The sequence below is a fragment of the Streptosporangium sp. CA-115845 genome, from assembly GCF_050943795.1.
In the GTDB taxonomy this organism is placed as follows: Bacteria; Actinomycetota; Actinomycetes; order Streptosporangiales; family Streptosporangiaceae; genus Streptosporangium.
On the sequence record NZ_CP191988.1, the window covers coordinates 9,966,476 to 9,990,159 of the forward strand.

Consider the following 23,684-nt stretch of genomic DNA (forward strand, 5'->3'; position numbering starts at 1 on the left):
GAACGTGCGGAAGACGCTCAGGCGAGCTGGGCGCCCTGCAGCCCGGCGTAGGCTCCACGCAACCGGATCAGCTCGTCGTGGGTGCCCATCTCCTGGATCCCGCCTTCGCGCATGACCACGATGCGGTCGGCACCGCGGATGGTCGACAGCCGGTGAGCGACGACAAGGACCGTGCGCCCGGCGACCAGGCGGGTCAACGCCTCCTGGATGAGCGCCTCCGAGCGGGTGTCCAGGGCGGAGGTGGCCTCGTCCAGGATCAGCACCCGCGGGTCGCGGATCAGGGCGCGGGCGATGGCCAGCCGCTGACGCTGGCCGCCCGACAGACGGGCGCCCCGCTCTCCGACGACCGTGTCGAGGCCGGCGGGGAGCCGGTCGACGAACTCCAGCGCGTTGGCGTCCTGGAGCGCCTGCCGCACCCTGTCGGAGGGAACGTCGGCCATGCCGTAGGTGACGTTCTCCCTGATGCTGCCCTCGAACAGGATCGACTCCTGCGGTACGACGGACAGGAACCTGCGGTAGGTCCGCAGGTCCAGCGTCTCCATGTCACGCCCGTCCAGCAGGATCCGGCCGGAGGTGGGACGCACGAAGCCGATGACGAGGTTGAGCACCGTCGACTTGCCCGCTCCCGAGGGGCCGACCAGCGCGATCGTCTCTCCGGGAGCCACCGTGAGGTTGAACCCGGTGACCGCGGTGCCCTCGCCGTAGGAGAACTCGACGTCGCGGAACTCGATCTCGCCGCCGACGGAGGCGGCCTGTTCCTTGCCCGCGTTGTGCTCCAGGTCGGGCGCCTGGAGCACCTCGCCGATGGACCGTACGGAGGCCAGCCCCTTGCTGACCACCGGGGTGAGGCTGAGCAGGGAGGTGACGGCGGAGGTGAGGGTGGCGAAGAAGGTGGTGAGCATGACCACGTCGCCCGCGGTGATGGGGATGACCTGGTAGTAGGCGACGAGCGCGGAGCCGGCGAGGAAGGCGACACCGAGCGTGTTGAGCAGGATCCAGGCCAGCGCGCCGAAACTGCCGTTGAGCAGGTCAAGCCGGAGCCCCTTGCGCAGCACCTTGGTCAGCGTGCCGTCGACGCGGTGCAGGGCGTCCTGTTCCAGGCCGTGCGCGCGGGTGATCGGGATGAGCGTGGTCATCTCGTTGACCCGGGTGGACAGCTGCTCGACCTCGCGGCGGAAGCTCTCGTTGTCGTCGCGCAGCCGGGTGCGCATCCGCATCACGAGCAGCGCGGCGGCGGGTACGACCACCAGGAAGACCGGTATCGCGGCGGGCACCCGCACGGCGATCACCACCAGGCCCCCGGCCAGCATGGTGAGCGCGGACAGGCCCATGTCCGCCGCCTGCTGACTGGTCTGCTCCACGCTCTCGACGTCCCGGATGACCTTGGTCTGGAGTACGGCGGCGCTGACCCGCGAGTGGTAGCCGATGGAGAGCTGCTGCATGCGGCGGCAGAGCGCGGAGCGCAGGTCCGTCCCCATCCGGCGGATGGCTCCGTGCAGGCAGCGGACGTAGAGCAGGTGGAGGGGATAGTTGAGGAGCAGCAGGACGAGCAGCACGCCCGCGTTGACCCACAGGTACGCGATCGGGCCGTGACCGACCACGATGTCGACGACATTGGCCGTGATCAGCGGCAGCAGCCAGGTGGGGCTGTGCTTGAAGAGGAAGGCGAAGACCGCCACGAGCAGCCTGAGGCGGTCCTCCCGGAAGAGATAGGCGAGCGTACGCATTGGATGCTCACCGCGATAGCGGTGATCGAGAGCGCCAACCACAAATCCCCCAAATAATGGTAGATCTACGATCAATCCTCTCGTATCGAAATTTCGCCCGCGTGACATGCCGCGCGTGCCGCCGCCGGACCACCCCGCCCGTCGCGAGCCGTTCAGCCCCCCGCTGCGGGAAGCCTCATCTCCAGGAGCTGGCCGGGCCAGTCGCCGACCTTGAAACTCTCGGTCCTGGTGAAGCCCTGGCTCTCGTAGTACGCCACCAGCCGGCCGTCGTCGCCGCCGTAGCAGTCGACCCGCAGCAGCGCGACCTCCCGCTCGACGGCCTCGGCCCTGGCACGCTCCAGCAGGGCCGAGCCGACCCCACGACCATGGAACCGCTGGTCGATGACCAGCCCCTGAACGTACAGCTCGGGCTCGGAGGCGGGGGTGACGTAGGGCATCGCGGACCCCACGACCAGGCATCCCGCGGGCCGGCCGTCGAGTTCGGCGACGCGCATCCCGCCGGACGTCGCCCATGAGGTGACACTCTGCACACGGGCCGCGTCAGTCGAGAACGGTTCGCTGCCCCACTGGCCGGTGCGCCCCTGGGAGGTCAGCCACGCCACCGCGCTGTCGAACATCGCCAGGACGGCCGGTACGTCGCCGAGGTGCCCGTCACGGATAATCATCGGCGGATCGTAACAGGACATGCACCCCTATACGGGATATGCCGCATAAAGAATCTCACCGCGCCGGAAGATCAGTACACTCGGCGACGGCCGGAACACGGCTCCTCGGTCACGGACGCGTGCCGTGCCCCCTTCCCCGGAAGTCGCCTGAGCAGCGGAGTGATCGTCTCCACCGCCAGGCCCGTACCCTGGGCGACCACGGGCCGGGCGTGACCCTCCGATGAAGATGGCCCGCATCCGCCGTATGTGAGAATCAGGCCATGCACAGGGTCGTCGTGTTCGCCATGGACGGTGTGATCCCCTTCGAGCTGGGCATCCCGCCGCGCATCTTCGGTATCGCCAGGAGCCCCGAGGGCGAGCGGCTCTACGAGGTGCTCACCTGCACCGTCGGCGGCGTCCCGGTACGCACCGACGCCGACTTCTCGATCGCGGTGGACCACGGAGCCGAGGCCCTGGCCGGCGCGGACACCGTGGTGATCCCCGCCACCCGCGCGCTCGGCCCCGTCTCCACCGAGGGACGGCTCACCAGGTCCATGGCCGATGCGATCGCGCTCATCCGGCCGGGCACCCGCCTGGTCTCGATCTGCACCGCCGCCTACGTGCTCGCGGCGGCCGGACTGCTCGACGGCCGCCCGGCGACCACCCACTGGAGCCACACCGAGCACTTCCAGAAGCTGTTTCCTCGGGTCAGGGTCAACCCGGACGTACTGTTCGTGGACGACGGGGACGTGCTCACCTCCGCCGGAGCGGCCGCGGGGATCGACCTCTGCCTGCACATCGTCCGGCGCGACCACGGCACCGAGGTGGCCAACCAGGTGGCCAGGCGATGCGTCGTGCCGCCGTGGCGCGACGGCGGCCAGGCCCAGTTCATCGAGCGCCCGCTTCCCGCGCCGACCGCCACGACCACCGCGGCGACCAGGGCCTGGGCGCTGGAACGGCTGCACAAGCCGCTCCCCCTCAGCGAGCTGGCCGCCCACGCCCGGATGAGCCGCCGTACCTTCACCCGGCGCTTCCGCGACGAGGTGGGCCTCAGCCCCGGGCAGTGGCTCACCCTGCAGCGGGTGGAGCTGGCCCGGCAGCTCCTGGAGAGCAGCGACCTGCCGGTGGACGGCATCGCCCTGCGGGCCGGGTTCGGCACCGCGGCCTCGCTCCGCCAGCACCTGCAGGTGGTCGTCGGCGTCTCGCCGTTGGCCTACCGCCGCACGTTCCGGCCCGTGGAGACCGCACCGGGTCCGGAGCCGTCACCGGCTGCGTGACCACTCCTCCTGCAGGCGGGCCGCCGCCTTCTCCGGGGTGATCCTGCCGTGGGCGACATCGAGGATCACATCGCCCTCCGCGCGCTCCAGGAACACCTCGTCGGGGACGTTCAGCGAGCCGCCGCCCCGGATGAGTTCCTGGAGCGCGGCGTAGCCGTCCTTACCCTCCGGGGTGGCGAAGACCGACGATTCCACCTTGAAGTTCGCGGCCGCGGGGGTCATCGTCAGGTCTCCGGCCCAGCTGGAGACGCCGTCGCCCACGGTCAGGAATTCGATCAGCGTGGCCGCCTCGGCCACGTGCCCGGAATTCCTTGGGACGGCCAGGCCCACCTCGGCCGTGCTACGGACGGCCGGCCTGGCGTTCGGCAGGACGGTGGGGAAGGGGCCGGCACCGATCTTCTTGACGGAGAACCTGCCGGTCCTGCGGTAGGACGTGGACAGCATCGAGCTCTGGCCTGAGCCGTCCACCAGGAACAGCGCCTTGCCGGAGCGGAAGAGCTCGGCCGGGCCGTCGCCCCTGAGGGCCAGCGCGGACCTCGCCAGCATGCCCCTGTCGAACATCGCCCCATAGGCGGTCAGGGCCGAGACCATCTCGGCGCTCTTCCATGACTTTCCGCCGGCCAGCAGGTCGTCGGAGAGGGTCGGGTGGGTCTGGCCGGCGATGGTGAACAGCAGTTCCTCCTGCCGGCGCGGCTCGCCGGAGAAAACGATCGGCTGGAGGTCGGGGATCTCCTTCCTGACCCGCATGACGATGGATTCGAGATCGGCGACCGTCTTGGGAAAGGACTCCCCGAGCTCGGACAGGAGAGCCGCGTCGTAGTACATGACCGCGCCGGCGGTGGATCCCATCGGGACCGAGTAGAGCGTGCCGTCCTTGGCGACCTGCTCCGTCTGCTTGACCGCGACCGGGTCGAGTTCCCCGAGCAGGTCGCCGGAGACCTCGTCCTTCCAGTCGGCGACCGGACGGAGCCGGTTCTTGACCGCGCCGGTCATGGTCGGGATGTGGATGCCGACGACGTCGGGCGCCCCGTCGCCGTCGAGTGCCTTGGGCAGCCGCTTGCGGTAGTCGGCCTCACCGAAGGTGCGCAGGTCGACCTTGATGCCGGGATTCGCCTCCTCGAAGGCGGCGAGCGCCGCCTTCAGCCCGGCCTCGGGCGGGGAGAAGGTCCAGTACTTCAGGGTGACGGGCCCCGCGGGCTTCTCAGTCGGCTTCTCGGTCGGCTTCTCCGTGGGCTTGGAAACGGACTGCTCGACCGGTTTCCCGCCTTCGGCCGCCCCGCCGGCGCCGCAGGCGGTCAGCCCCAGGGCGAGGGCGGCGGTCATGGCGAACACGCGAGCTGTACCACGCATGCATACCTTCAAAAGGATCACGGTGCGGGTGACGGTGTTCAGCCCGGCGACTTCAATCACGGTGTAGATCGTGAAAAAAGATCTTATGTGCTCCTCTGCCGCGACGACGGCCGCCAAAACCCCGCTGCGCCCCTCAATCCTGCCGTGAACCGCGCGGCGAACCCCGGCGACAACCGGACGGGCGGTTCTCAGCCCTCGACGATCTCGTGACGGAGGTGCTCGCGACTGAGGTCGAGGAGCATCCTGACGTGGGCGTCGGCGAGACGGTAGTAGATCATCCGGCCGGACCGGCGATTGGCCACGATGCCCGCCGTCCGCAGCAGCCTCAGGGCGTGCGACACGGCGGTGTCGCTGACCTCGACGGTCTCGGCGAGATCACAGACGCACAGCTCACCGGCCTCGAGCAGCGCGTACAGCAGCTGCGCACGGGTCTGGTCGCCCAGCAGTCTGAACAGGTCGGCGAGCCGGGCCGCCTCGCCCGGGGTGACAAGGCGATCCCGTGTCGCCGCGACCCTGGCCTCGTCGGGCTCCACGGTCACGCACGCGTCCAGGCCGGCGACGACTTCCATGGGCGAACTCCTGAACAGATACTCAGATGATAATGACTATCGTACCAAGTCGCCCGGACGGCGACGGGTCCCGCGAGCCCGGTGGGGCGGTCAGCCCTGCTTGGCGCTCAGCGGCTGGGCGATGTCCTCCAGTCCCCTGCCCTCGGCCTTGACCCCGAGGAAGAGCTCCACCAGCCCTGCGATGATCATGAGGGTCGCGCCGATACAGAAGGCCAGCGCCGTGTCACCGGGCCTGCCGCTCTTGACCAGGTTGGCGAAGACCAGCGGCCCGGACACGCCACCGGCGAAGGTGCCGATCGCGTAGAAGAACGCGATCGCCATGGCCCGGGTCTCCATCGGGAAGATCTCGCTGACCGTCAGGTAGGCCGCGCTCGCCCCGGCGGAGGCGAAGAAGAGCACGACGCACCAGCAGGCGGTGAGCGTGATCGCGGTCAGCACCCCCTGGTCGAACAGCCAGGCCGTGCCGAAAAGGAGCACCCCGGACCCGATGTAGGTGCCGGAGATCATGGGGATGCGGCCGACCGTGTCGAACAACCGCCCGAGCAGGAGCGGGCCGAGGAAGTTGCCGACCGCGATGATCGCGAAGTAGTAGCCGGTGTGGGTGACGATGCCGAAGAAGGTCGACAGGATCTGTGCGTACCCGAAGGTGATGGCGTTGTAGAGGAACGCCTGACCGATGAAGAGCGCCAGGCCGAGGACCGTGCGCTTGGGGTAGAGGGCGACCATGGTGTGCGCGATCCGCCCGAAGCCGATCGACGTGCGCTGGTGGATGGTCATCGACCGCGAGGGCTCGTCGAGCGGGATGCCCTCCTCGCGCTCGATCCGCTTCTCCACCTCGTCGACCAGCCTCTCGGCCTCCCGGTCGCGGCCGTGGATGAACAGCCAGCGAGGGCTCTCCGGCACGTGTCTGCGGACCAGCAGGATGGCCAGGCCGAGCACCACCCCCATCCCGAAGGCGACACGCCAGCCGATGTTCAGCGGGAGGTTGTCGAGCAGCGGCACGGTCAGCAGCGCGCCTCCGGCGGCGCCGAGCCAGTAGCTGCCGTTGATGATGATGTCGATCCTGCCGCGATGGCGGCTCGGGATGAGCTCGTCGATGGCCGAGTTGACGGCCGCGTACTCGCCGCCGATGCCGAAACCGGTCAGGAACCGGAACAGGAAGAACCACCAGACGGAGAAGGAGAACGCCGTCGCGGCGGTGGCGACCAGGTAGACGGCCATCGTGATGATGAACATCTTCTTCCGGCCGAACCTGTCGGTGAGCCAGCCGAAGAACAGCGCCCCGAGACACGCCCCGGCCACGTAGAGGGCCGCGGCCTGCCCCGCGACCTGGGCCTGGGTGATCGCCAGGCCGCTGCCCTCCTTGGCCAGCTGGGCGGAGAGGTTTCCGACGATCGTCACTTCGAGGCCGTCGAGGATCCAGACGGTGCCGAGGCCGACGACGATCATCCAGTGCCATCGTGACCACGGCAGCCGGTCCAACCTCGCGGGGACCTTCGTGGTCACGGTCCCCGTCTGAACGTCGCTCACGACAGGAGCGGTTACCCCCGCATAACCGGCTTATGCCGGTGGGAGGCGCGCCGTTTCACCGGTCCTCAGCTGCACGATCAGGATAAATCTCCATCTTTTCGATACATTGCGCGAGTATGGGGATATGGGGAGACTTAATCCTGTTTAGGGAGATCAATGAAAGCCCGGATCACGGGCGTCGCGACGTATCTGCCGGAACGGACCATGTCCAGCGCGGATGTGGAGCGGCGGATCGAGGGCTACGTGCCCTACGGAGGCGTCGTCGAGAGGCTGACGGGAATCCGACGGCGCCATGTGGCCCGCGATGACCAGCAGGCCTCGGACCTGGCCGCCGAGGCGGCCCGCGGCCTCGACCACTCAGGTGTCGACCTGCTCGTCTTCGCATCGGCCTCGCAGGACATGGTCGAGCCCGCCACCGCGCACATCGTGGCGGCCAAGCTGGGACTCTCCTGCCCGGTGTTCGACATCAAGAACGCCTGCAACAGCATGCTCAACGGGATCCAGATCGCCGAGGCGCTGATCCTGTCCGGGGCGCACCGCAAGGTACTGGTCTGCTCGGGCGAGATCCCCTCACGGGCGATCCGCTGGCGGGTCAGGGACCGCGCGCAGTTCGTCGACTCCTTCGCGGGCTACACGATGTCGGACACCGGAGCCGCGGTCATGGTCGCCGCCGACATGGAACGTGGCATTTTCTACCGCGACTTCGCGGCCGACTCCACGGCGTGGGCGATCGGCACCCTGCCGGGAGGCGGTTCGGCGCATCCTCGCGACCCCGAATACTCCTACTTCCGCGGCGACGGGCGCAGGTTGAAGGAGGCGTTCGAGACGGTCGGCCCGGACATCTTCCTCAACGCGCTCAAGCGCACCGGCCTGACCTGGGACGACTTCGCCATCGTGGCGGTGCATCAGGTGGCGCTGCCCTACCTGCGCTTTCTGGCCCAGGTGCTCGACATCCCCACCGACAGGCTCGTGGTCAGCCTGCCCGAGCACGGCAACTGCGCCTCGACCACGCTGCCGCTCCAGCTCGCGCTGGGCGGCTGGCGATCCGGCGACCGGGTGGCGCTGCTCGGGCTGGGCGGCGGGATCAGCACCGGCGTGATCCTGGCGGAGATGTGATGGACCTCTGGGTGATCGTCCCCGCCTACAACGAGGCGCACGGCGTCGAGGCGACGCTGAGGGCGCTGGCCGAGCAGGACGACCGGGACTTCACGCTGCTCGTGGTGGACAACGCGAGCACCGACGGCACCGCCGAGATCGTCCGGCGGCACGGTGTCCAGGTGATCGTCGAGACCCGGAAGGGCACGGGCGCCGCCTCCGACACCGGCATGCGCCACGCCATCGCGCACGGGGCGACCCATCTGGCCAGGACCGACGCCGACTGCCTGCCCCGCCCCGACTGGGTGCGCAACATCCGGCGGGCCTTCGGCGACGGGCTGGAGATGGTCGGCGGCCGGCTGCGCCCCCGGACCGACGAGTTCCGGCTGAAGTTCTGGGAACGGCACCTCATCCCGTTCGTGGTGGAGGTGGCGGCCGCCTTCGGGCGCTTTCGGCCCGGCAACAGGGACCCGCGCTACCTGGGGCCGTACGTGATGATGCCCGGCGCCACCCTGGCCATCACCGCGGAGCTCTACGACCGCGCGGGCGGCTTCCCCAGGACCGCGATCGAGGAGGTCCACGAGGACCGCGCCCTGGTCAACCGGGTGCGCATGCTCACCGCCGGGTACGGCTCGCGCCGCGACGTGGTGGTCTTCGGCTCCGTGCGCAGGCTCAGGGCGTACGGCCTCGTGGGCACCCTCGCCTGGTATGCCGACCACCACTACCGCCCCGAAGTGATCGACGTCCGGTGAACCACGAGACGCGGCTCTACCTGGCCGCGCATCCCTTCGCCTACCCGCTCCTGCGGCTGCTGGCCAGGCTCGGGCCCGTGGTGCGGGTTCCCGGGCTGGGCGTGGTGGTCAACGACGCCACCGTCGCGCGGGCCGTGCTGATGGACGAGCGGTTCCGCAAGGACGGTCCCGGATCGCCCGGCGACCTGTGGACGCCCGTGCTCGGTCCCTCCGTGCTGCTCAACATGGAGGGAGCGGGCCACCTCGCGCTGCGCAGGAAGCTGATGCCGCTGTTCACCCCCGGGTACGTCTCGGCACTGGTGGACGACGTGCTCCGCGGGCCGCTCGACGACCTCTCGGCGCGGCTGGGACGCGGCGAGGCGGTCGACCTGGTGGACGCCATGCGGCTGATGGCCGGAGCGGTGATCTGCCGGGTGATCGGGCTGGGCGAGGTCTCCGAGACTCGGGCCAGGGAGCTGTTCGCGGACGGGGAGCGGGTCGTCTCGATGGTCTCGCTCCGCTCGCGGCGGCTGTCGGATCGGCAGGTGGCGGCCGCCCGGCAGGTGCTGGACCGGATCGGGGACATCGCGCAGGCCGCCTATGAGGCCGCCGACGAGTCCACGGTGATGGGCCGGATGCGGGCACAGGGGCTCTCGCCCGCCGAGGCCAGGGGAGCGGCCGGGGCGTTCTTCCTGACCGGTACCGAGACGGTCGCCACGTTCGTCCCCCGGCTCTTCGCCCTCCTGCACGACCACCGGACCCCGGTGAACGACCTGGACCAGGTCATCGAGGAGGCCATGCGGGTCACCACGCCGACCCCGCTGATGCTCCGCTCGGTGTCCACCGCCGCGCACGTCGGCAAGGCCGCGGTGCGCCCCGGTGACAGGGTGCTGATCGTCACCCACAACTGCGCCAGGGCGTACGGCCCGTTCGATCCCTCCCGCCCCCACCCGCCCGAGCTGCGCAGGCTCTGGTTCGGCGCGGGCCCGCACTTCTGCATCGGCTACCCGCTGGCCCTGGCGGAGATCCGGGCGGTGGCCTCCGTCCTGCTCTCCCACCGGGTACGCGTGCTGCGACGGCGCGCGGCCAGAGGGGTCCTCATTCCCACCTACGAGCACCTGTGGGTCAGTGCCACGTGAACGACATCATCAACGGGATCATGACCATCGCCGGGCGGGAGCCGGGACGGACCGCCATCGTCGACGGCCGAGGCCGCGAGATCACCTACGGTGAGCTCGCCCGCCGGGTGTCGGCGGTCCGCGACGCGATGGGCGGACCGTCACCTGAGGACGGGATGCGGCCTGGGGACGGGGTGCTGTTCGCGGTGCGGCCCGGAGTGGACGCGGTGACGCTGGCGCTGGGGGCGGTCGCGGCGGGCGGGACGCTCGTCCTCGCGGACCCCGGGCTGGCGCCCGGCGTGCTCGCGGCCCGGATGGCCGCGACCCGGCCCGCGTGGGTGATCAGCGAGTCCCTGCTCTACACGCTGAGCGGCCCGCTCAGGAGCCTGGCCCGCCGCCGCGGCCTGCTCCTGCCGAACCTCGCCGATCCGCTTCCCGGCCGGCCCGTCCGCCACCTGTACACCGGCCCGTGGCTGCCGGGGGTTCCCCGAGGTGCGCTGCGACTGCCGGGGATTCTCCGATCGCCGTCCGGCCCGTCCGGCCCGTCCGGGCGGCGGGCGTACGGATCCGACCCGGACCAGCCGGCGGCGGTGATCTTCACCTCCGGGACCACGGCGCGCCCGCGAGGTGTGGTGCACACCCGAAGGTCGCTCGCGACCGGGCTGGAGATGTTCAGAAGCGTGTTCCCGCTCGGCCCCGGCGACATCGTGCACACCGACCAGCTGATGCTCGGCCTCCCCGCCCTGCTGGCCGGGGCGACCTGGTCACTGCCCGGAGGCGGGGACCTCGCCGCCGAGCTGGCCGCGAGGCGGGCCACCCACACCTTCGCCGTGCCGGTGCACCTGGACAGGCTGCTGCGCCAGACCCCCAGGCTTCCCGGAACCCTCCGCTACCTCCTGCTCGGCGCCGCCCCCGCCCCGCCGGGCGTGCTCCGGCGCGCGATCGAGGCCGGCCCCGAGGTGCTGTCCGTCTACGCGATGACCGAGGCGCTCCCCATCGCCATCGCGTCGGCGCGGGAGAAACTGGCCCAGGCCGAGGGGGACCTGCTCGGGGCACCGCTGCCCGGTGTCGGCGTCCGGATCGCCGAGGACGGTGAGCTGTTCGTCTCGGGGCCCCACCTCGCGCGGTGCTACCTCGGTGAGGAGCCGTTGCGTGAGATCGCCACCGGCGACCTGGTCCGGCTCGACGCCGGCCGGCTGGTACTGCTCGGCCGGAAGAAGGACATGATCCTCCGCGACGGCGTCAACATCTATCCGGGCCTGTACGAGTCCGGCATCGCGGCGCTGCCCGGGGTGGCCGAGGCCGCGATCGTCGGACTCGCCGACCCCGAAACCGGGGACGAGGAGGTCGTGCTGGCCGTCGTGCCCACCGGCGGCTACGACGAGGGCCTGCTGCGCGGGGCACTCCCCGAAATCATGGACTCGGCTGCCCTGCCCGACCGGATCGAGCCGCTCGACGCCTTTCCCCGCTCGGGGCGGGCCGACAAGCTCGACCGGGCCGCCCTGCGCGATCTGGTCACCCGCCGTGACTGAGCATCGGAACCGCCCGCATCGGGCCGGCACCGCTCCCGGGCCGGGCGGCAGGGCGTTGCGGGTCGCGGTGACGGGGGCCTCGGGGTTCGTGGGAGGCGCGGTCTGCCGGGCGGCCGTGGCGGAGGGCTGGACGGTGTTCGCCTTCGGCAGGCGGTCCGGAGTGAACGGCGGGCACGTCGGCCACGCGCCGTACACACCGTGGGATCTCCTCGGCGAGCGACCGGAGCCGCGGGAGGTGGACGCGGTGATCCACTGTGCCGGGAGCGTCACGGACTGGGGGCCGGCGCGCGACATCTGGGCGGCCAATGTCGACGGCACCCGCAACGCGGCCGCGGCCTTTCCCGGCGCCAGGTTCGTGCACGTCAGCACGGCGAGCGTCTACGACCCGTTCCTGCCGACCGTGATGGCCACCGAGGAGGCCGCCCCGGTCGGGCGGTACGCGAACGCCTACGGCGCCTCGAAGGCCGCCGCGGAGAGGTGTCTGGAGCGGGCGGTCATCCTACGACCGCACGCGGTCTACGGCAGGGGGGACACCACGCTGCTTCCCCGGGTCCTCGGCGCGGTCAGGGGTGGCAGGCTTCTCGCGGTGGGCGACGGACGCCAGCGGATCAGCCTGACCTCGGTGGACAACCTGGTCCTGGCCTGTCTGCTCGCCGCCGCGGGACCCGTCGACCACGGTGTCTTCAACGTGACCGACGCCGAACCCGTCATGCTCGACGACGCCCTGCGCTCGATCCTCGCGGAGCGCGGCATCGACGCCGAACCGTACTATCTGCCGCTGAAGCTGGCCGACCCCGTCGCGGCCGTCGCCGAGGTCGCCTTCCGGCTGCTCCGACGCCCACACCCGCCCCGGCTGACGCGCTACGCCGCGGGCCACCTGGCCGTCGAGCGGACCCTCGACATCACCGCGGCGCGCGCCCGCCTCGGCTACCGGCCGTCGGCGACGTCGTTCGTCGGCTCCTCCGACTGGTGAGCGCGGGATCCGGACATGGCGGCGGTGGCCAGGTAACGGATGAGCCCGTTCCTGGCGACGAAGACCACCCCCGCCATGAGCAGGCCGAGTGTGAAGAGCACGCGCAGGCCGTTTCTCAGGAAGGCGGTCAGCGCGTCGAATATCACGAGCACGGCGGCGACCGGCAGGCCGCCGGGGCCGGTGGAGTTCGGCAGGTAGACGTTACGTAGCGCGGACATGGCGATCGCCAGCGTGAACATGCTCCCGGCCATGCCGATACCGGCACCGATCAGTGCGGTGCACCGGTCGCGGGCCAGGAAGACTCCGGCGGCGATCAGGGCCGATGACGTACCCGCCAGGACCCACCTCAGTGAGATCAGCCTGTCATGGATGTGGTCGATCTTGGCCACGGCGGAGGCGGGGAGCACCTCGGCGACGGGATGTGTCCTGGGCAGGCGGGAGGCGGCTTCCAGACCGCCGCTCCGCAGCCGGTGTTTGACCAGTTCGTACATCGGGGCGAGGTCGTAGCCGATGCTGCTTGGTATGCCGGAATCCGCGCTCAGAACCGCGACGAACCGGCGGTGCGCCAGCCTGTTGACCTCCACCCAGGCGATGACGAAGTCGTCGCCGACCTGATCCCCCACCGCGTTGCGGACAAGCCCCTCCTCGGCGGTGACACCCAGCTCGCGCAACCTCGGGGTGATCTCGTCGGCGACGCGACCGGTGACCGCGTCCCGTACGTCCGGGTGGCGGGCCAGCGGTGCCATGTTCCTGAGGTAGCCGCCGGGGTCCGCCACCTCGTTCGCCGTCCAGAACGCGACGAGGGTAAGGGGCGCGAGAAGGCAGCCGAGCGCGATCAAAATCGAGCTGATCATTTTACGCACGGGACCTCCTAACCGCTTTACCTGGAAATCCCCGCGTTTGCCAGCCAAAATCGATTACGTGTCCTTTTTGACCATAACTTGGAGGTCAGCGTCATCCTGACGGCGCGATCTGGTTTACAAACCTTGACCGACCACCCTCAGCGCGTCGAACAACCACATAGCCCATTCAACTGGAAACCGTTACTAACCTGCGACGTATTGGGGTGACGGACAGGAGATGTAGGGCTATGGCCGATAACACGGGACGGACAGGCGTCGGATCGAGTCTGGCGCTGACACTGAGCTCGGCCGTTCTGTGGGGCCTGGCCCATGTCTGGGCGGGCCGCCGCCTGACGGGCGCCTTTCTGATGGGCATCGAGCTGACCCTCGCCGGAGCCGCCGCGATCGCCGTGCTGACCGCGGGACCCGCCCTGCTCGCCCTCGCCGTACAGCCCGTCTGGCTCTGGGCCTTCGCGCTCGCCGCGATGTTGCTGGCCGCCGTGGCGGTGGCCGTGGTCATACACTCCTACCTGCTGGTGCGGCCGGACTCGTCATCGCCCGCGGCCCAGTACCTCTCAACCGCCGCCGTCGGCCTGCTGTGCGTGCTGGTGACCGCTCCGATGATCTATGTGGCTCGGCTGGCCTACGTCTCCCAGGGCGTGGTGACCTCGGTGTTCGCGGAGAGCGTCACGCCGATACCGACGGACCCGTGGAAGGGCATGGAGCGGATCAACATCCTGCTCGTCGGCGCGGACGCGGCGGCCAACCGGGTCGGCGTGCGCACCGACAGCATGACCGTGGCCAGCGTCGACACCCGGACCGGCGAAACCGTGCTTTTCGGCCTGCCGAGGAATCTGGAGAAAGTCCCGATGCCGCCGGGCCCGGCCCACGAGCGATTTCCCTTCGGCTTCGAAGGCGAGCCGCCCTACACACCGGGCCTGCTCAACGAGGTCTACCAGTACGCCGAGGACTACCCAGAAATGGCCCCGAAGCTGGGCAAGAGACACCGCGGCCCCTCGCTGCTGAAAAGGACGATCGGCGGCATCCTCGGACTCGACATCTCCTATTACGCGATGGTTGACATGAGGGGGTTCGTGGAAATCGTCGATGCGATGGGCGGCGTGCGGGTCCGCATCAAGGACCCCATCGTGTACGGCAGGCAGAACGAGGGCCGGATCGAGGCGGGCCGGCGCAGACTCTCGGGCGAGGAGGCGCTCTGGTACGGCAGGTCCCGTACCTTCAGCGACGACTACGTACGGATGAGCCGCCAGAAATGCCTGCTGAACGCCGTCGCCAAGCAGGCCGACCCGGTGACGGTGTTCAAGAGCTTCGAGAGGCTGGCCGCCGCCACCGTCGACGCGATCTCCACCGACATACCACGGCAGCTGCTGCCCGACCTGGTCGAGCTTTCGGAGAAGGTGAAGAACTCCAGGATCAGGAGCCTCCAGTTCGTGCCCCCGCTGATCTATACGGGTGCGCCCGACTACCACCTGATCAGGCGTGAGGTCACCGCCACCCTTGCGGCCCCGCCCGCCGGGGCCGACGCCGCGGTGCCCGCCGTACCGACGGGGAACCGTGGCAGGAACGCCGGGGAGCGCGCGGGGGCGGGCGCCGTCGTCCTCGACTCCGCCTGCGACTGACGGGCGGCAGACCAGCGGGTAACGGCTGATGAGCGACACACCCGGCGCGTTGAGAGCGCCCACGAGGGCCGGAATGCTGTTATGGAGTGATTACTTAGAGTCACAATGGAGGTAAGAGGATGAAACGCCGCCTGGCCAGTCTGAGCCTGCTCACCGCGGTCGCCGTACCCGCTGTCGGATGGCAGCCCGCCTGGGGTGATCCGGTCCCCTCACTCTCCATCTCCCTCGACGACGGGACGAGGGACACCACTCCCGGCGCGGAGAGCACGTACACGCTCCGTATCAGCAACCAGGGAACCACCCGGTTGAGGCAGATCCTCCTGGTGCAGTCCCTGCCGCCGTCGATGACCTTCGTGAAGGCCGACGCCGGAGGCCGCGTGGAGCAGGGCAAGGTGGCGTGGACCGTGAACGTCCTGCCCAGGAAGGAGACCGTCGTCCACCTGAGCGCCCGGGTCGGCGCGGTCGCGGGGGCGCAGGTGCGGGACCTGGCGACGACTGCCTGCGCCCGCAGGAGCGCGGCCGGCCCCGTGCTGGTCTGCGCCACGGACGTCAACACCGTGGCTTCGCCGGAGACGACCGACTGGGTCCTGCCGATCTCACTGGCCTCCGCCGCCGCGGCCGGGCTGGCCACTACCGCGTTCCTACTCCGTCGCCGTCGCCGCCGGGCCCAGCCGGCCTGACCCGCGCGAGAGTCCTGGTGCGGCGTTCCTCAGGGAACCGTCCTGACGGCCTCAGCCTCCCGGGCGCGCGTTCGCGACCTCCGTTGAGGAACGGAGCATCACCGCGTCCCGCGTCGGCGACACAGCCGTGGGGCCAGGCCGAGGCCGAGGAGCAGGAGCCCCGCCAGGACCGGTCCGAGCGGCAGGCCCGTGAACGGCAGCGCGGGCCTGCCCGGTCCCGCGCAGGGCCCGCCGACGGGACAGGGGATCGGCAGGGGCCGTTCCCAGCCCGGCCGGTGCGACGGCGCGGGAGACGACTCGGGCACCCGGGCGGACGAAGGGGTCCGGACGGGCGACGAGGTCCGGACGGGCGAGGGGATCGGCACCAGATCGGAACCGGGCGGCGACACCGGTTCCCGGCCGGGGACCGGTGTCGACTCCGGTACATGATCGGTGACGGCCCCCGGTTCCGGGCCGGGGCCGGCCTCCAATGCCGGTGCCGGTGCCGGTGCCGGTGCCACCCTCACCGGCTCCGTTCCGCAGTCGGGATCGGTCGACCCCGCGGAGCAGTTGGACTCGGGCCTCACGCCCACCACCTCGTCGCGCAGCACGGAGTCGCCCGGGGGAGGGTCGGCCACCGTGACGCGGTAGGTGATCGTCACCGCGGACTCCGCCGGAATGTCACCCCGCCAGTCGAGCACCGGCTCGGCGTAGCTGACGGTGCCCGAGGATGCCTCCACATCGCCGAACACCGCGTCGTCGAGCACCCCCGACAGATCGTCCGTGAGACGGGCTCCGGGGTACGCGATCCGCCCCGGGTTGGTGACCGTGATCGTGTAGGTCACGGTGTCACCCGCCTCGGGCTCCTCCGGCGCGAGCGTCCTGCTGATCGTCACACCCTCCACCGCGACCCGCTGCGCACAGCCGAGGCTCGCCCCGGGAACGGGCTCACCGAGCCTGGCCGGTCCCGGCGCCGGTCCGGGGCAGTTCGTCCCGCCCCCGCGAGCCTGGACGGCGCCGTCCAGCACCCGGTCCCCGGTGTCGGGGGTGTTCACGGTCACGCTGTAGGTGATCGTGACCGTCTCGCCCGCCGGGATGTCACCGGTCCAGGCCAGCTTCGACGCGCCGTACGAGACGGTTCCATCCGTGGCCCGCGCGTCGCCGTTGTAGATCGCGTCGTCGAGCACCCGGGAGAGTTCCCCGGTGAGCGCGGCCCCCTGATAGGCGGCGGTGCCGACATTGCCCACGGTGACCGTGTACGCGACCACCTCGCCGGGATCGACCGTCTCCCGGTCCGCGGTCATCAGGACGTACAGCAGCGGCAGGCCGGGCGCGTCGAGGTTGCCGCAGGCGGGATCGGTGGAACCGGCCTCGCAGTTGGAACCCTCGCCACCGACCAGTTCGCCGGAGAGCCGCAGGTCCCCCGCCGGAGGATCGTTCACCGTGACTCCGTAGCTGACCGTCACCGTCCGACCGGCGGCCACGTCCCCCGACCAGGTCACCCTGGACTCGGCGAAGGAGACCGTGCCCGAGGTGGCCGACTCGTCGTGGTCGAAGTCCGCGTCGTCGAGCACGCCCGACAGGTCGTCGGTGAAGGTGAAGTCCGGCCGGTCGTCGTCACCGGTGTTGCGCAGTTCGACGGTGTAGGTGATCTTCTGCCCGGGCCTGGCGAGGACGGGCGAGGTCGTCTTGGTGATCTCGACCCCCGCCTCCACTGGAGCGGGCAAGGACCTCCCACCGGACTTGGCGAGAACAGTCGAGACCGTCTTGCCGGCCCCGGCCACCGCCTCCGCCGCCTCCACCGGAGCGGACAGGGCTCTCTCGCCGGCCTCCGATCTCACCGTGGCCGGCGGGGACGGCGGCGTCTCCGTCCCGGTCTGGGGCGGGGCGGAGACGACCAACGGCGTCGCGAGCATCGCGAGCGCGACCCCCCACGCGGCGAATCCGTCGGCTCGCCGCTCGGAAACGCGACGTGACCGGGTATCGGTACCTATCACCAAAGCCCCTTGCTGACCCCTTGTCCACGATCCCGCCGGGGGGCTCAAGATCAACCGACTCGGGGTGGGATACCCGGGCGGCCGGGGTCTCACCGGAGTCGATGGCAAACATCTGTCCTACCCGCACCCAAGGCCGTCGCCGAGTCAGTACAGGAGGGAGCGAAGCGGTAACCGCGGATCTTCAGCACCGGTCATGACATGGCAGGTGTTTTCCCTCAGACCCCACATCCGTACTTGTCATGAGAGACCACTTTCATCCGTGTTCGCAGCGCGGACACCCTCCCAGACCGCTCGGTGATACACGTCACACGCCCTCGCCTTCCGTGGCATGATGGTCCCCCCACAGGAGTTGTAATGATTTTCATAATCAGATTGGATCGTCGTCGTGAGGGTGGCATTCGTCGGCAAGGGCGGCAGCGGCAAGACGACTCTGTCGGCGCTGTTCTCGAGATACACAGCGAGCCGGGGCGGTCCCGTCGTGGCCGTCGACGCCGACATCAACCAGCACCTGGGCATGGCGCTGGGAGTGGTCGATGGCGCGTTGCCAAGACCGATGGGCTCGCACCTGACCGAGATCAAGGAGTACCTGCGAGGTGACAACCCCCGCATCTCCTCGGCCTCGGCGATGGTCAAGACCACCCCGCCGGGGCGCGGCTCACGACTGCTCCGCCTCGACGAGCGGAACGACCCGGTCCACGGCGGATTCGCCGCCGCCGCACCCGAGGGGCCCCTGCTGATGGTCACCGGGCCGTTCAGCGAGGATGACCTGGGAGTGGCGTGCTACCACTCCAAGGTCGGCGCCGTGGAGCTGTATCTCAACCATCTGCTCGACGGCGCGGGTGAGTACGTCGTGGTCGACATGACGGCCGGGGCCGACTCATTCGCCTCGGGGCTGTTCACCCGCTTCGACATGACCTTCCTGGTGGCCGAGCCGACCCGTCAGGGCGTGAGCGTCTACCGGCAGTACCGTGACTACGCCGCCGACTACGGCGTGCCGATCGCGGTGGTGGGCAACAAGGTCCATGGCCCTGGGGACGTGTCGTTCCTGCGCGAGCAGGTCGGCGACGACCTGCTCGTCTGCCTGGAGCACTCCGCGGCGATCCGCGCGATGGAGCAGGGCCGCCCCTTCACCCTCTCCGACCTCGAGGTGGCCAACTCCCGGGCCTTGGGCACGCTCCTCGACCATCTCGACGCCCAGGAGAAGGACTGGGACCGCTTCGGCCGCCAGGCCGTGCGGTTCCACCTCCGCAATGCCGAGGCCTGGGCGAACAGGGCCACGGGTGAGGATCTGGCGGCCCAGATCGACCCCGACTTCGTCTTCGGGCCCACGCGAGTGTCGCTCTCCGGCTAGATGGAGCGATCACCACGCCCGACCTAGTGTCTGATTGATCCCCTTCCGAGAGGAGAACGCAGTATGTCGCTGACCGTTTCGAACGATCTTCTCGACCAGGCCAGGACCGGTGAGGTGGACGACGCGGTTTTTGTCACCTGCGTCAGAGACTCACTGCCCTACGCCTGGTCGCTGATCAGCGACCTGGTCAAACAGCGTGAACATACCGGTGCCGAATTCGCCGACAACACCGTGCCGCCGCCGGACGAGGCCGCCCGCGGCCAGCTCCTGCGCGCGCTCGCCAGCGACGCCATGCGTGGCGCCCTGGAGCGGCACTTCGGGGTGCGGCTGGCCTTCCAGAACTGCCACCGGGTCGCGGTCTTCGACCCGGCCGCCACCGGGGCCCACGCGGACTTCATCACCGCCAGGTCTCAGATCCTCAACCAGACGCCCGAGCTCGTCGACTGCTGACGGGCGGCCTCATCCCGAGGCCTTCCTGCCCCGTGCCCGCCGCACCCGGCGGGCACGGCCGGAGAGCCTGGGCAGCACCTCGGCTCCCAACCGCCTGATGTTCTCAAGGGTGCGGGCGCTCTCGCCCGTACCCTCCACCATGAGGATCAGGTGCCGCAGGCCGGTGACCTCGGCGGTCCGCTCGATCCGCGCCACGCAGAGATCGGGCGAGCCGACCGGATGCGTCCCGCAGAGGAAGTCCACGTACTCCCCGATGTCGCGCGCCGGCCGCGCCCGCCCGTCCACCGGTACGTATCCCGCGAGACCCGGCTCCAGCCAGCGCGGCATGGCCTTCCGCATCTCCCGCACGGCCTGATCCGTCGTGTCGGCCACATAGCCCACGGCCGCCGCGACATGACCGGGCGGTGACAGCGGGCCGGCCGCCAGCGCACCGTAGTCGCGGATCATGGCAGCCTTCTCCCGATCCCCGACGTGCATGCCCAGCAGCATCGGCAGCCCGCGCTCGGCTGCGATCAGCACGGTCGCGGGAGAGGTGCACGCGACGATCGGCCTGATCCGGGCCGTCGGCACCATCGGCACCTGCCTGAAGGTGAAGAACTCCCCGCTCGCGGAGAGCGTGTCACGCGAGAGCGCCTCGCACAGCAGGTCGAGCGACTCGCGGAAGCCGCGCTCGAACCTTGCCAGGCCCGTGCCGAACACCTCCAGGTCCACCCACGGTCCGCCCCTGCCCACCCCCAGGGCGAACCGGCCCCCGGAGACCTGGTCGAGGATCGCCGCCTGCTCGGCCAGATCCACCGGATGCCGGGTGGACAGGACGCTCACCGCCGTCCCGACCCTGATCCTGGCGGTGCGCCCCAGCGCCACACCGGCCAGCGTCGCCGCCGACGGGCAGACGCCGTACGACATGAAGTGGTGCTCGGCGATCCACGCGTCATCGAATCCCGCCTCCTCCGCGGCCACGACCGCGTCCACAGTGTCGCGCAGCACCTCTCCCGGTTGCCGGCCGGGAAATCCCGCCGCGACCAGGAAGACTCCGATTCGCACTCTTCGATGATGTCCGATGTCCGCCGCTAGCCGAAGAGGTCGAGCTGGCCCTCACCGGCCAGTGGGTTGCGGTGCCTCTTGAGGTGGCGCCAGCGGGGCAGATCGTCCAGGTACGACCAGGACAGGCGGTGGTGCTCCGTCGGGCCGAGCTCGGCCAGGGCCGCCTGGTGAACCGGCGAGGGGTAGCCCGCGTTCTCGGCGAACCCGTACTCGGAGAAGCCCAGCGAGGTCATGTAGGTGTCCCTGCGAACCTTTGCGATCACGGAGGCCGCGGCCACGGAGACACAGGACAGGTCGCCCTTGACCTCGCACCGGACCGGCCAGGGCGCGCCCAGATAGTCGTGCTTGCCGTCCAGCACGACCACGTCGGGCCGGACGGGAAGCCCGGCCAGCGCCCTCCTGGCCGCCCTGCGCAGGGCCTCGGTCATCCCGAGCGCGTCGATCTCCTCGTGGGACGCCTCGCCGTACCCGATACCGGCCGCCCAGGCGGTGATCTCGGAGACCATGGCGGCGCGGCGGGCGGGGGTGAGCAGTTTGGAGTCGGTGAGGCCGGCGGGCGGTTCCGACAGGTCGGTGACCACGGCGCAGACCGCCACCGGGCCCGCCCAGGCCCCGCGCCCGACCTCGTCCACCCCGGCGACCAGCTTGGCACCGCCGTCGTTCAGCAATCGCTCTAGCGCGTAGGAGGGAGGCATGCGCCGACGTTACCGGCAGGGGAGCACGACCGCCTCCCGGTCCACCGTCATCTGGGCACGGGCTCGACCGCCTCCAGGTCGGCGGCGAGGAGCCTGGCGGCGACGTGGACGGCCCTGAGGGTGACGGAGACGGCAGGGCGGTGAACGCTGGAGGATCGGGCGACGGCGTGGACGGTCCGGCCGACCGGCGGGCCGGGCAGCCGGCGGACGACGATGCCCCGGACCCCCGCGGCCAGCGCCAGGGCGGGAACGGCCGCGATGCCGATGCCCTTGGCGACCAGACCGATGATCGTGCTCAGTCCCTCGAACTCCCAGGGCACCGGCCGATGGCCGCCGACGTCGGCCATCAGCCGGTCCACCGCCAGCCGGGAGGGCTCGCCGTCCGGGGTGGCCATCCAGGGCTCCTCCCTCAGCTCGCGCAGGTCGACGGGGATGTCGGGGGAGGCGAGCCGGTGCGTGCGCGGCACCACGAGCACCAGCGGATCGCGCAGCAGCGGGAAGATCCGCATGGTGTCCGGTTCGCGTATGCCGCCGTACCAGTCGTCGATCAGGGCGATGTCCACCTCACCCGACTGCACCTCGCGCATCCCGCGCCCCGAGCGCCCCTGCCCCATCCGCAGGGTGATCTCGCCGTGCCGGCGGAGCGTCCTGGTCAGTGCGGGCGCGAAGGCCACCGCGGCGGTGGGGAAGGCGGTCACGGTGACCCGTCCCGCCGGGGTGACGGCCTGGGCCGACAGGTCGGACTCGGCGCTCTCCACCAGGGCCAGGATGCGCTCGGCGTGCTCGACCAGGCGGCGCCCCGCGTCGGTCAGCTCCGCGCTCCTGGCGGTTCTGTCGATCAGTGCGGTCCCGGCCTGGCGCTCCAGCGCGGCCAGTTGCTGGGAGACCGCCGAGGGGCTGTAACCCAGGGATGCCGCGGTGGCGGCGATGCTACCCCGGCGGGCGAATTCGCAGATCAGCGCGAGTCTCCGCAAATCAAGCATCAGCTTTCCTTATGCCCACCCGCGAGAACCGAAGCTTGTCCTTACGCCCCTACCTCATCAGGGTTGGGAACGTTCCGCAACGAGGAAGGGAACCCCACGATGAACGTCACCCTTTCCGCCACCCTGGCGGCCAACGAGGACATCGAGCGAAGACGGCTCGCCGGGGAGCGCGTGCTGCATCTGGCCTTCGGAGAGGCGGGGCTGCCCGTTCATCCGGCTCTGCGCGAGCGGCTGGCCGCGGCGTCCGAGCACAACGGGTACGGGCCCGTCGCCGGCGCGCCGGTGCTGCGCGAGGCGGCCTCCGGTTACTGGTCGCGGCGGGGTCTGCCCACCGACCCGGAACTGGTGGTCTGCGGCCCCGGGAGCAAACCTCTGCTGTACGGCCTGCTGCTGGCGATCGGCGGCGACATCGTGCTGCCGATGCCGAGCTGGGTCAGCTACACCGCCCAGGCCGACCTGGTCGGGGCGCGTTCCCTGCTCGTTCCCACGCCCGACGGCGAGGGTGGGGTGCCCGACCCCGAGCGCGTGGCGGCGGCGGTCACGCACGCCCGCGCCCAGGGGCGCGACGTGCGTTCGCTGCTGGTCACACTGCCCGACAACCCCAGCGGCACGCTGGCCGGGGCGGCCACGATCCGGCGGATCGCCGAGGTCGCCCGCGAGCTCGACCTCACCATCATTTCCGACGAGATCTACCGCGACCTGGTCCACTCCCCGGCCACCGGCTTTCTCAGCCCCGCCGACGTGGCCCCCGAGCGGACCGTGATCACCAGCGGGCTCAGCAAGAGCCTGGCCCTGGGCGGCTGGCGGATCGGGGTGGCCCGGCTCCCGTCCGCGGGGCTGCGTGACCGGCTGCTGGCGATCGCGAGCGAGATCTGGTCCAGCCCGGCCGCACCCGTCCAGCAGGCGGCGGCGTACGCGTACACCGAACCGCCGGAGCTCGTCGAGCGGATCGGCGAGAGCCGCAGGCTGCACGGCGCGGTGGTGCGGGCGGTGCACGAGCGCCTCGTCCGCGCGGGCGTAAGGGTGGACGCGCCGCAGGGCGGCTTCTACCTCTATCCCGACTTCACCGGGCTGGACTTCGCGTCCTCCGCCGACCTGTCGGCGTATCTGCTCGACCGGCACGGCGTCGGGGTGCTTCCCGGCCACGTCTTCGGCGACGACCCGGCGGCCCTGCGGGCGCGGGTGGCGACCAGCCTCCTGTACGGCGAGACGACGCGGCGCCGGCTGGCCGCGCTCGGTGCTCCCGACCCCCTGGAACTGCCCTGGATCTCGGCCTCGCTGGACCAGTTGAGCGAGGCGTTGGCCGACCTGCGCGCCACCCGGCGGCCACCCCGCCCGCAGGTACCCGCCCCGCTCGTCGCGGCCCCCGCGACGGGGTGAGATCGCATCGCGGCCCCGCGTCGGCGACGCGCGTTCCAAGGGCGGATTTAGCGGCTCTGGCCTGGTCTTTCTTACCGCGGAGAGCCCTGAGGGCGGC

General features: G+C 70.5%; 21 protein-coding genes. 11 read left to right on the forward strand and 10 right to left on the reverse strand.

Annotated elements, in window-relative coordinates:
- Positions 1-17: 17 nt before the first annotated feature.
- Both ACQP0P_RS47330 and ACQP0P_RS47335 read right to left on the reverse strand, forming a co-directional pair.
- On the reverse strand, positions 18-1,727 hold the full coding sequence (locus ACQP0P_RS47330) for an ABC transporter ATP-binding protein (protein WP_433369682.1): 1,710 nt from the start codon (positions 1,725-1,727) through the stop codon (positions 18-20).
- Positions 1,728-1,879: 152 nt separating this feature from the next.
- Entirely contained in the window at positions 1,880-2,392 is a 513-nt protein-coding gene (locus ACQP0P_RS47335) for an N-acetyltransferase family protein (RefSeq protein ID WP_433369685.1), read from the reverse strand.
- A 260-nt stretch (positions 2,393-2,652) separates the two neighbouring features.
- On the opposite strand from ACQP0P_RS47335, the gene ACQP0P_RS47340 reads away from it, so the two are divergent.
- Complete coding sequence (locus tag ACQP0P_RS47340) at positions 2,653-3,648, forward strand: GlxA family transcriptional regulator (RefSeq protein ID WP_433369688.1); 996 nt, start codon at positions 2,653-2,655, stop codon at positions 3,646-3,648.
- Here ACQP0P_RS47340 and ACQP0P_RS47345 read toward each other — a convergent pair.
- The 3 genes from ACQP0P_RS47345 to ACQP0P_RS47355 all read right to left on the reverse strand — a co-directional run bounded on the left by ACQP0P_RS47345 (position 3,634) and on the right by ACQP0P_RS47355 (position 7,097).
- Positions 3,634-5,058, reverse strand: coding sequence for an ABC transporter substrate-binding protein (locus ACQP0P_RS47345; protein WP_433369691.1), 1,425 nt, complete (start codon positions 5,056-5,058; stop codon positions 3,634-3,636). The two genes, ACQP0P_RS47340 and ACQP0P_RS47345, sit on opposite strands and share 15 nt — an antisense overlap.
- 128 nt (positions 5,059-5,186) lie before the next feature.
- Positions 5,187-5,567 carry an ArsR/SmtB family transcription factor gene (locus tag ACQP0P_RS47350; protein ID WP_433369694.1) on the reverse strand — a complete coding sequence of 127 codons (381 nt, stop codon included), beginning with the start codon at positions 5,565-5,567 and terminating at the stop codon, positions 5,187-5,189.
- A gap of 90 nt (positions 5,568-5,657) precedes the next feature.
- Entirely contained in the window at positions 5,658-7,097 is a 1,440-nt protein-coding gene (locus tag ACQP0P_RS47355) for an MFS transporter (RefSeq protein WP_433369696.1), read from the reverse strand.
- A 156-nt stretch (positions 7,098-7,253) separates the two neighbouring features.
- Between ACQP0P_RS47355 and ACQP0P_RS47360 the strand changes: the two genes are divergently transcribed.
- The 5 genes from ACQP0P_RS47360 to ACQP0P_RS47380 are packed head-to-tail and all read left to right on the forward strand — an operon-like array spanning position 7,254 to position 12,546.
- Positions 7,254-8,213, forward strand: a complete 960-nt coding sequence (locus ACQP0P_RS47360; RefSeq protein WP_433369698.1) for a 3-oxoacyl-ACP synthase III family protein — start codon at positions 7,254-7,256, stop codon at positions 8,211-8,213.
- The gene (locus ACQP0P_RS47365; protein WP_433369700.1) at positions 8,213-8,944 is read left to right on the forward strand and encodes a glycosyltransferase; all 732 of its coding nucleotides are present in this window, start codon (positions 8,213-8,215) and stop codon (positions 8,942-8,944) included. The genes ACQP0P_RS47360 and ACQP0P_RS47365 overlap by 1 nt, the downstream gene beginning before the upstream one ends.
- Positions 8,941-10,062: a cytochrome P450 gene (locus ACQP0P_RS47370; protein ID WP_433369703.1), complete on the forward strand. Its 1,122-nt coding sequence runs from the start codon at positions 8,941-8,943 to the stop codon at positions 10,060-10,062. Before ACQP0P_RS47365 ends, ACQP0P_RS47370 begins: the two co-directional genes overlap by 4 nt.
- A complete protein-coding gene (locus tag ACQP0P_RS47375) occupies positions 10,059-11,573 on the forward strand; it encodes a class I adenylate-forming enzyme family protein (protein ID WP_433369706.1) in 1,515 nt (504 codons plus the stop codon). Before ACQP0P_RS47370 ends, ACQP0P_RS47375 begins: the two co-directional genes overlap by 4 nt.
- The gene (locus ACQP0P_RS47380) at positions 11,566-12,546 is read left to right on the forward strand and encodes an NAD-dependent epimerase/dehydratase family protein (RefSeq protein ID WP_433369708.1); all 981 of its coding nucleotides are present in this window, start codon (positions 11,566-11,568) and stop codon (positions 12,544-12,546) included. The genes ACQP0P_RS47375 and ACQP0P_RS47380 overlap by 8 nt, the downstream gene beginning before the upstream one ends.
- Here the strand turns inward: ACQP0P_RS47380 and ACQP0P_RS47385 are convergent.
- Complete coding sequence (locus ACQP0P_RS47385; protein ID WP_433369711.1) at positions 12,501-13,409, reverse strand: hypothetical protein; 909 nt, start codon at positions 13,407-13,409, stop codon at positions 12,501-12,503. The genes ACQP0P_RS47380 and ACQP0P_RS47385 overlap by 46 nt on opposite strands.
- Before the next feature lie 227 nt (positions 13,410-13,636).
- Here ACQP0P_RS47385 and ACQP0P_RS47390 point away from each other — a divergent pair, with 227 nt between their 5' ends.
- Together ACQP0P_RS47390 and ACQP0P_RS47395 are read left to right on the forward strand one after the other, a co-directional pair.
- Positions 13,637-15,028 (forward strand): LCP family protein, encoded by a 1,392-nt coding sequence (locus ACQP0P_RS47390; RefSeq protein ID WP_433369714.1) that lies wholly within the window; start codon positions 13,637-13,639, stop codon positions 15,026-15,028.
- Positions 15,029-15,147: 119 nt separating this feature from the next.
- The gene (locus ACQP0P_RS47395; RefSeq protein WP_433369718.1) at positions 15,148-15,708 is read left to right on the forward strand and encodes a hypothetical protein; all 561 of its coding nucleotides are present in this window, start codon (positions 15,148-15,150) and stop codon (positions 15,706-15,708) included.
- 98 nt (positions 15,709-15,806) lie between these two features.
- Here the strand turns inward: ACQP0P_RS47395 and ACQP0P_RS47400 are convergent, their stop codons facing one another.
- Entirely contained in the window at positions 15,807-17,684 is a 1,878-nt protein-coding gene (locus tag ACQP0P_RS47400) for a hypothetical protein (protein WP_433369721.1), read from the reverse strand.
- Positions 17,685-18,069: 385 nt separating this feature from the next.
- On the opposite strand from ACQP0P_RS47400, the gene ACQP0P_RS47405 reads away from it, so the two are divergent.
- Complete coding sequence (locus tag ACQP0P_RS47405) at positions 18,070-19,035, forward strand: ATP-binding protein (protein ID WP_433369724.1); 966 nt, start codon at positions 18,070-18,072, stop codon at positions 19,033-19,035.
- A 63-nt stretch (positions 19,036-19,098) separates the two neighbouring features.
- Positions 19,099-19,485, forward strand: coding sequence for an SCO5389 family protein (locus ACQP0P_RS47410; RefSeq protein WP_433369727.1), 387 nt, complete (start codon positions 19,099-19,101; stop codon positions 19,483-19,485).
- Positions 19,486-19,494: 9 nt separating this feature from the next.
- Here the strand turns inward: ACQP0P_RS47410 and ACQP0P_RS47415 are convergent, their stop codons facing one another.
- Genes ACQP0P_RS47415 through ACQP0P_RS47425 form a run of 3 tightly spaced genes read right to left on the reverse strand, consistent with a single transcriptional unit; the run spans position 19,495 to position 22,207 of the window.
- Positions 19,495-20,529: an LLM class flavin-dependent oxidoreductase gene (locus ACQP0P_RS47415; protein WP_433369730.1), complete on the reverse strand. Its 1,035-nt coding sequence runs from the start codon at positions 20,527-20,529 to the stop codon at positions 19,495-19,497.
- A gap of 26 nt (positions 20,530-20,555) precedes the next feature.
- Entirely contained in the window at positions 20,556-21,224 is a 669-nt protein-coding gene (locus ACQP0P_RS47420; protein WP_433369733.1) for a ribonuclease HII, read from the reverse strand.
- Positions 21,225-21,271: 47 nt separating this feature from the next.
- A complete protein-coding gene (locus ACQP0P_RS47425; protein ID WP_433369736.1) occupies positions 21,272-22,207 on the reverse strand; it encodes a LysR family transcriptional regulator in 936 nt (311 codons plus the stop codon).
- Positions 22,208-22,306: 99 nt separating this feature from the next.
- Here ACQP0P_RS47425 and ACQP0P_RS47430 point away from each other — a divergent pair, with 99 nt between their 5' ends.
- Positions 22,307-23,587 carry a pyridoxal phosphate-dependent aminotransferase gene (locus ACQP0P_RS47430; protein WP_433369739.1) on the forward strand — a complete coding sequence of 427 codons (1,281 nt, stop codon included), beginning with the start codon at positions 22,307-22,309 and terminating at the stop codon, positions 23,585-23,587.
- The last annotated feature ends 97 nt before the right edge of the window (positions 23,588-23,684 follow it).

Coding starts and splice junctions, on each gene's coding strand:
- ACQP0P_RS47410 (WP_433369727.1), top strand. CDS start 19,099: ATGTCGCTGACCGTTTCGAACGATCTTCTCGACCAGGCCAGGACCGGT.
- ACQP0P_RS47365 (WP_433369700.1), top strand. CDS start 8,213: ATGGACCTCTGGGTGATCGTCCCCGCCTACAACGAGGCGCACGGCGTC.
- ACQP0P_RS47335 (WP_433369685.1), bottom strand. CDS start 2,392: ATGATTATCCGTGACGGGCACCTCGGCGACGTACCGGCCGTCCTGGCG.
- ACQP0P_RS47430 (WP_433369739.1), top strand. CDS start 22,307: ATGAACGTCACCCTTTCCGCCACCCTGGCGGCCAACGAGGACATCGAG.
- ACQP0P_RS47395 (WP_433369718.1), top strand. CDS start 15,148: ATGAAACGCCGCCTGGCCAGTCTGAGCCTGCTCACCGCGGTCGCCGTA.
- ACQP0P_RS47360 (WP_433369698.1), top strand. CDS start 7,254: ATGAAAGCCCGGATCACGGGCGTCGCGACGTATCTGCCGGAACGGACC.
- ACQP0P_RS47350 (WP_433369694.1), bottom strand. CDS start 5,567: ATGGAAGTCGTCGCCGGCCTGGACGCGTGCGTGACCGTGGAGCCCGAC.
- ACQP0P_RS47425 (WP_433369736.1), bottom strand. CDS start 22,207: ATGCTTGATTTGCGGAGACTCGCGCTGATCTGCGAATTCGCCCGCCGG.
- ACQP0P_RS47420 (WP_433369733.1), bottom strand. CDS start 21,224: ATGCCTCCCTCCTACGCGCTAGAGCGATTGCTGAACGACGGCGGTGCC.
- ACQP0P_RS47330 (WP_433369682.1), bottom strand. CDS start 1,727: ATGCGTACGCTCGCCTATCTCTTCCGGGAGGACCGCCTCAGGCTGCTC.
- ACQP0P_RS47340 (WP_433369688.1), top strand. CDS start 2,653: ATGCACAGGGTCGTCGTGTTCGCCATGGACGGTGTGATCCCCTTCGAG.
- ACQP0P_RS47390 (WP_433369714.1), top strand. CDS start 13,637: ATGGCCGATAACACGGGACGGACAGGCGTCGGATCGAGTCTGGCGCTG.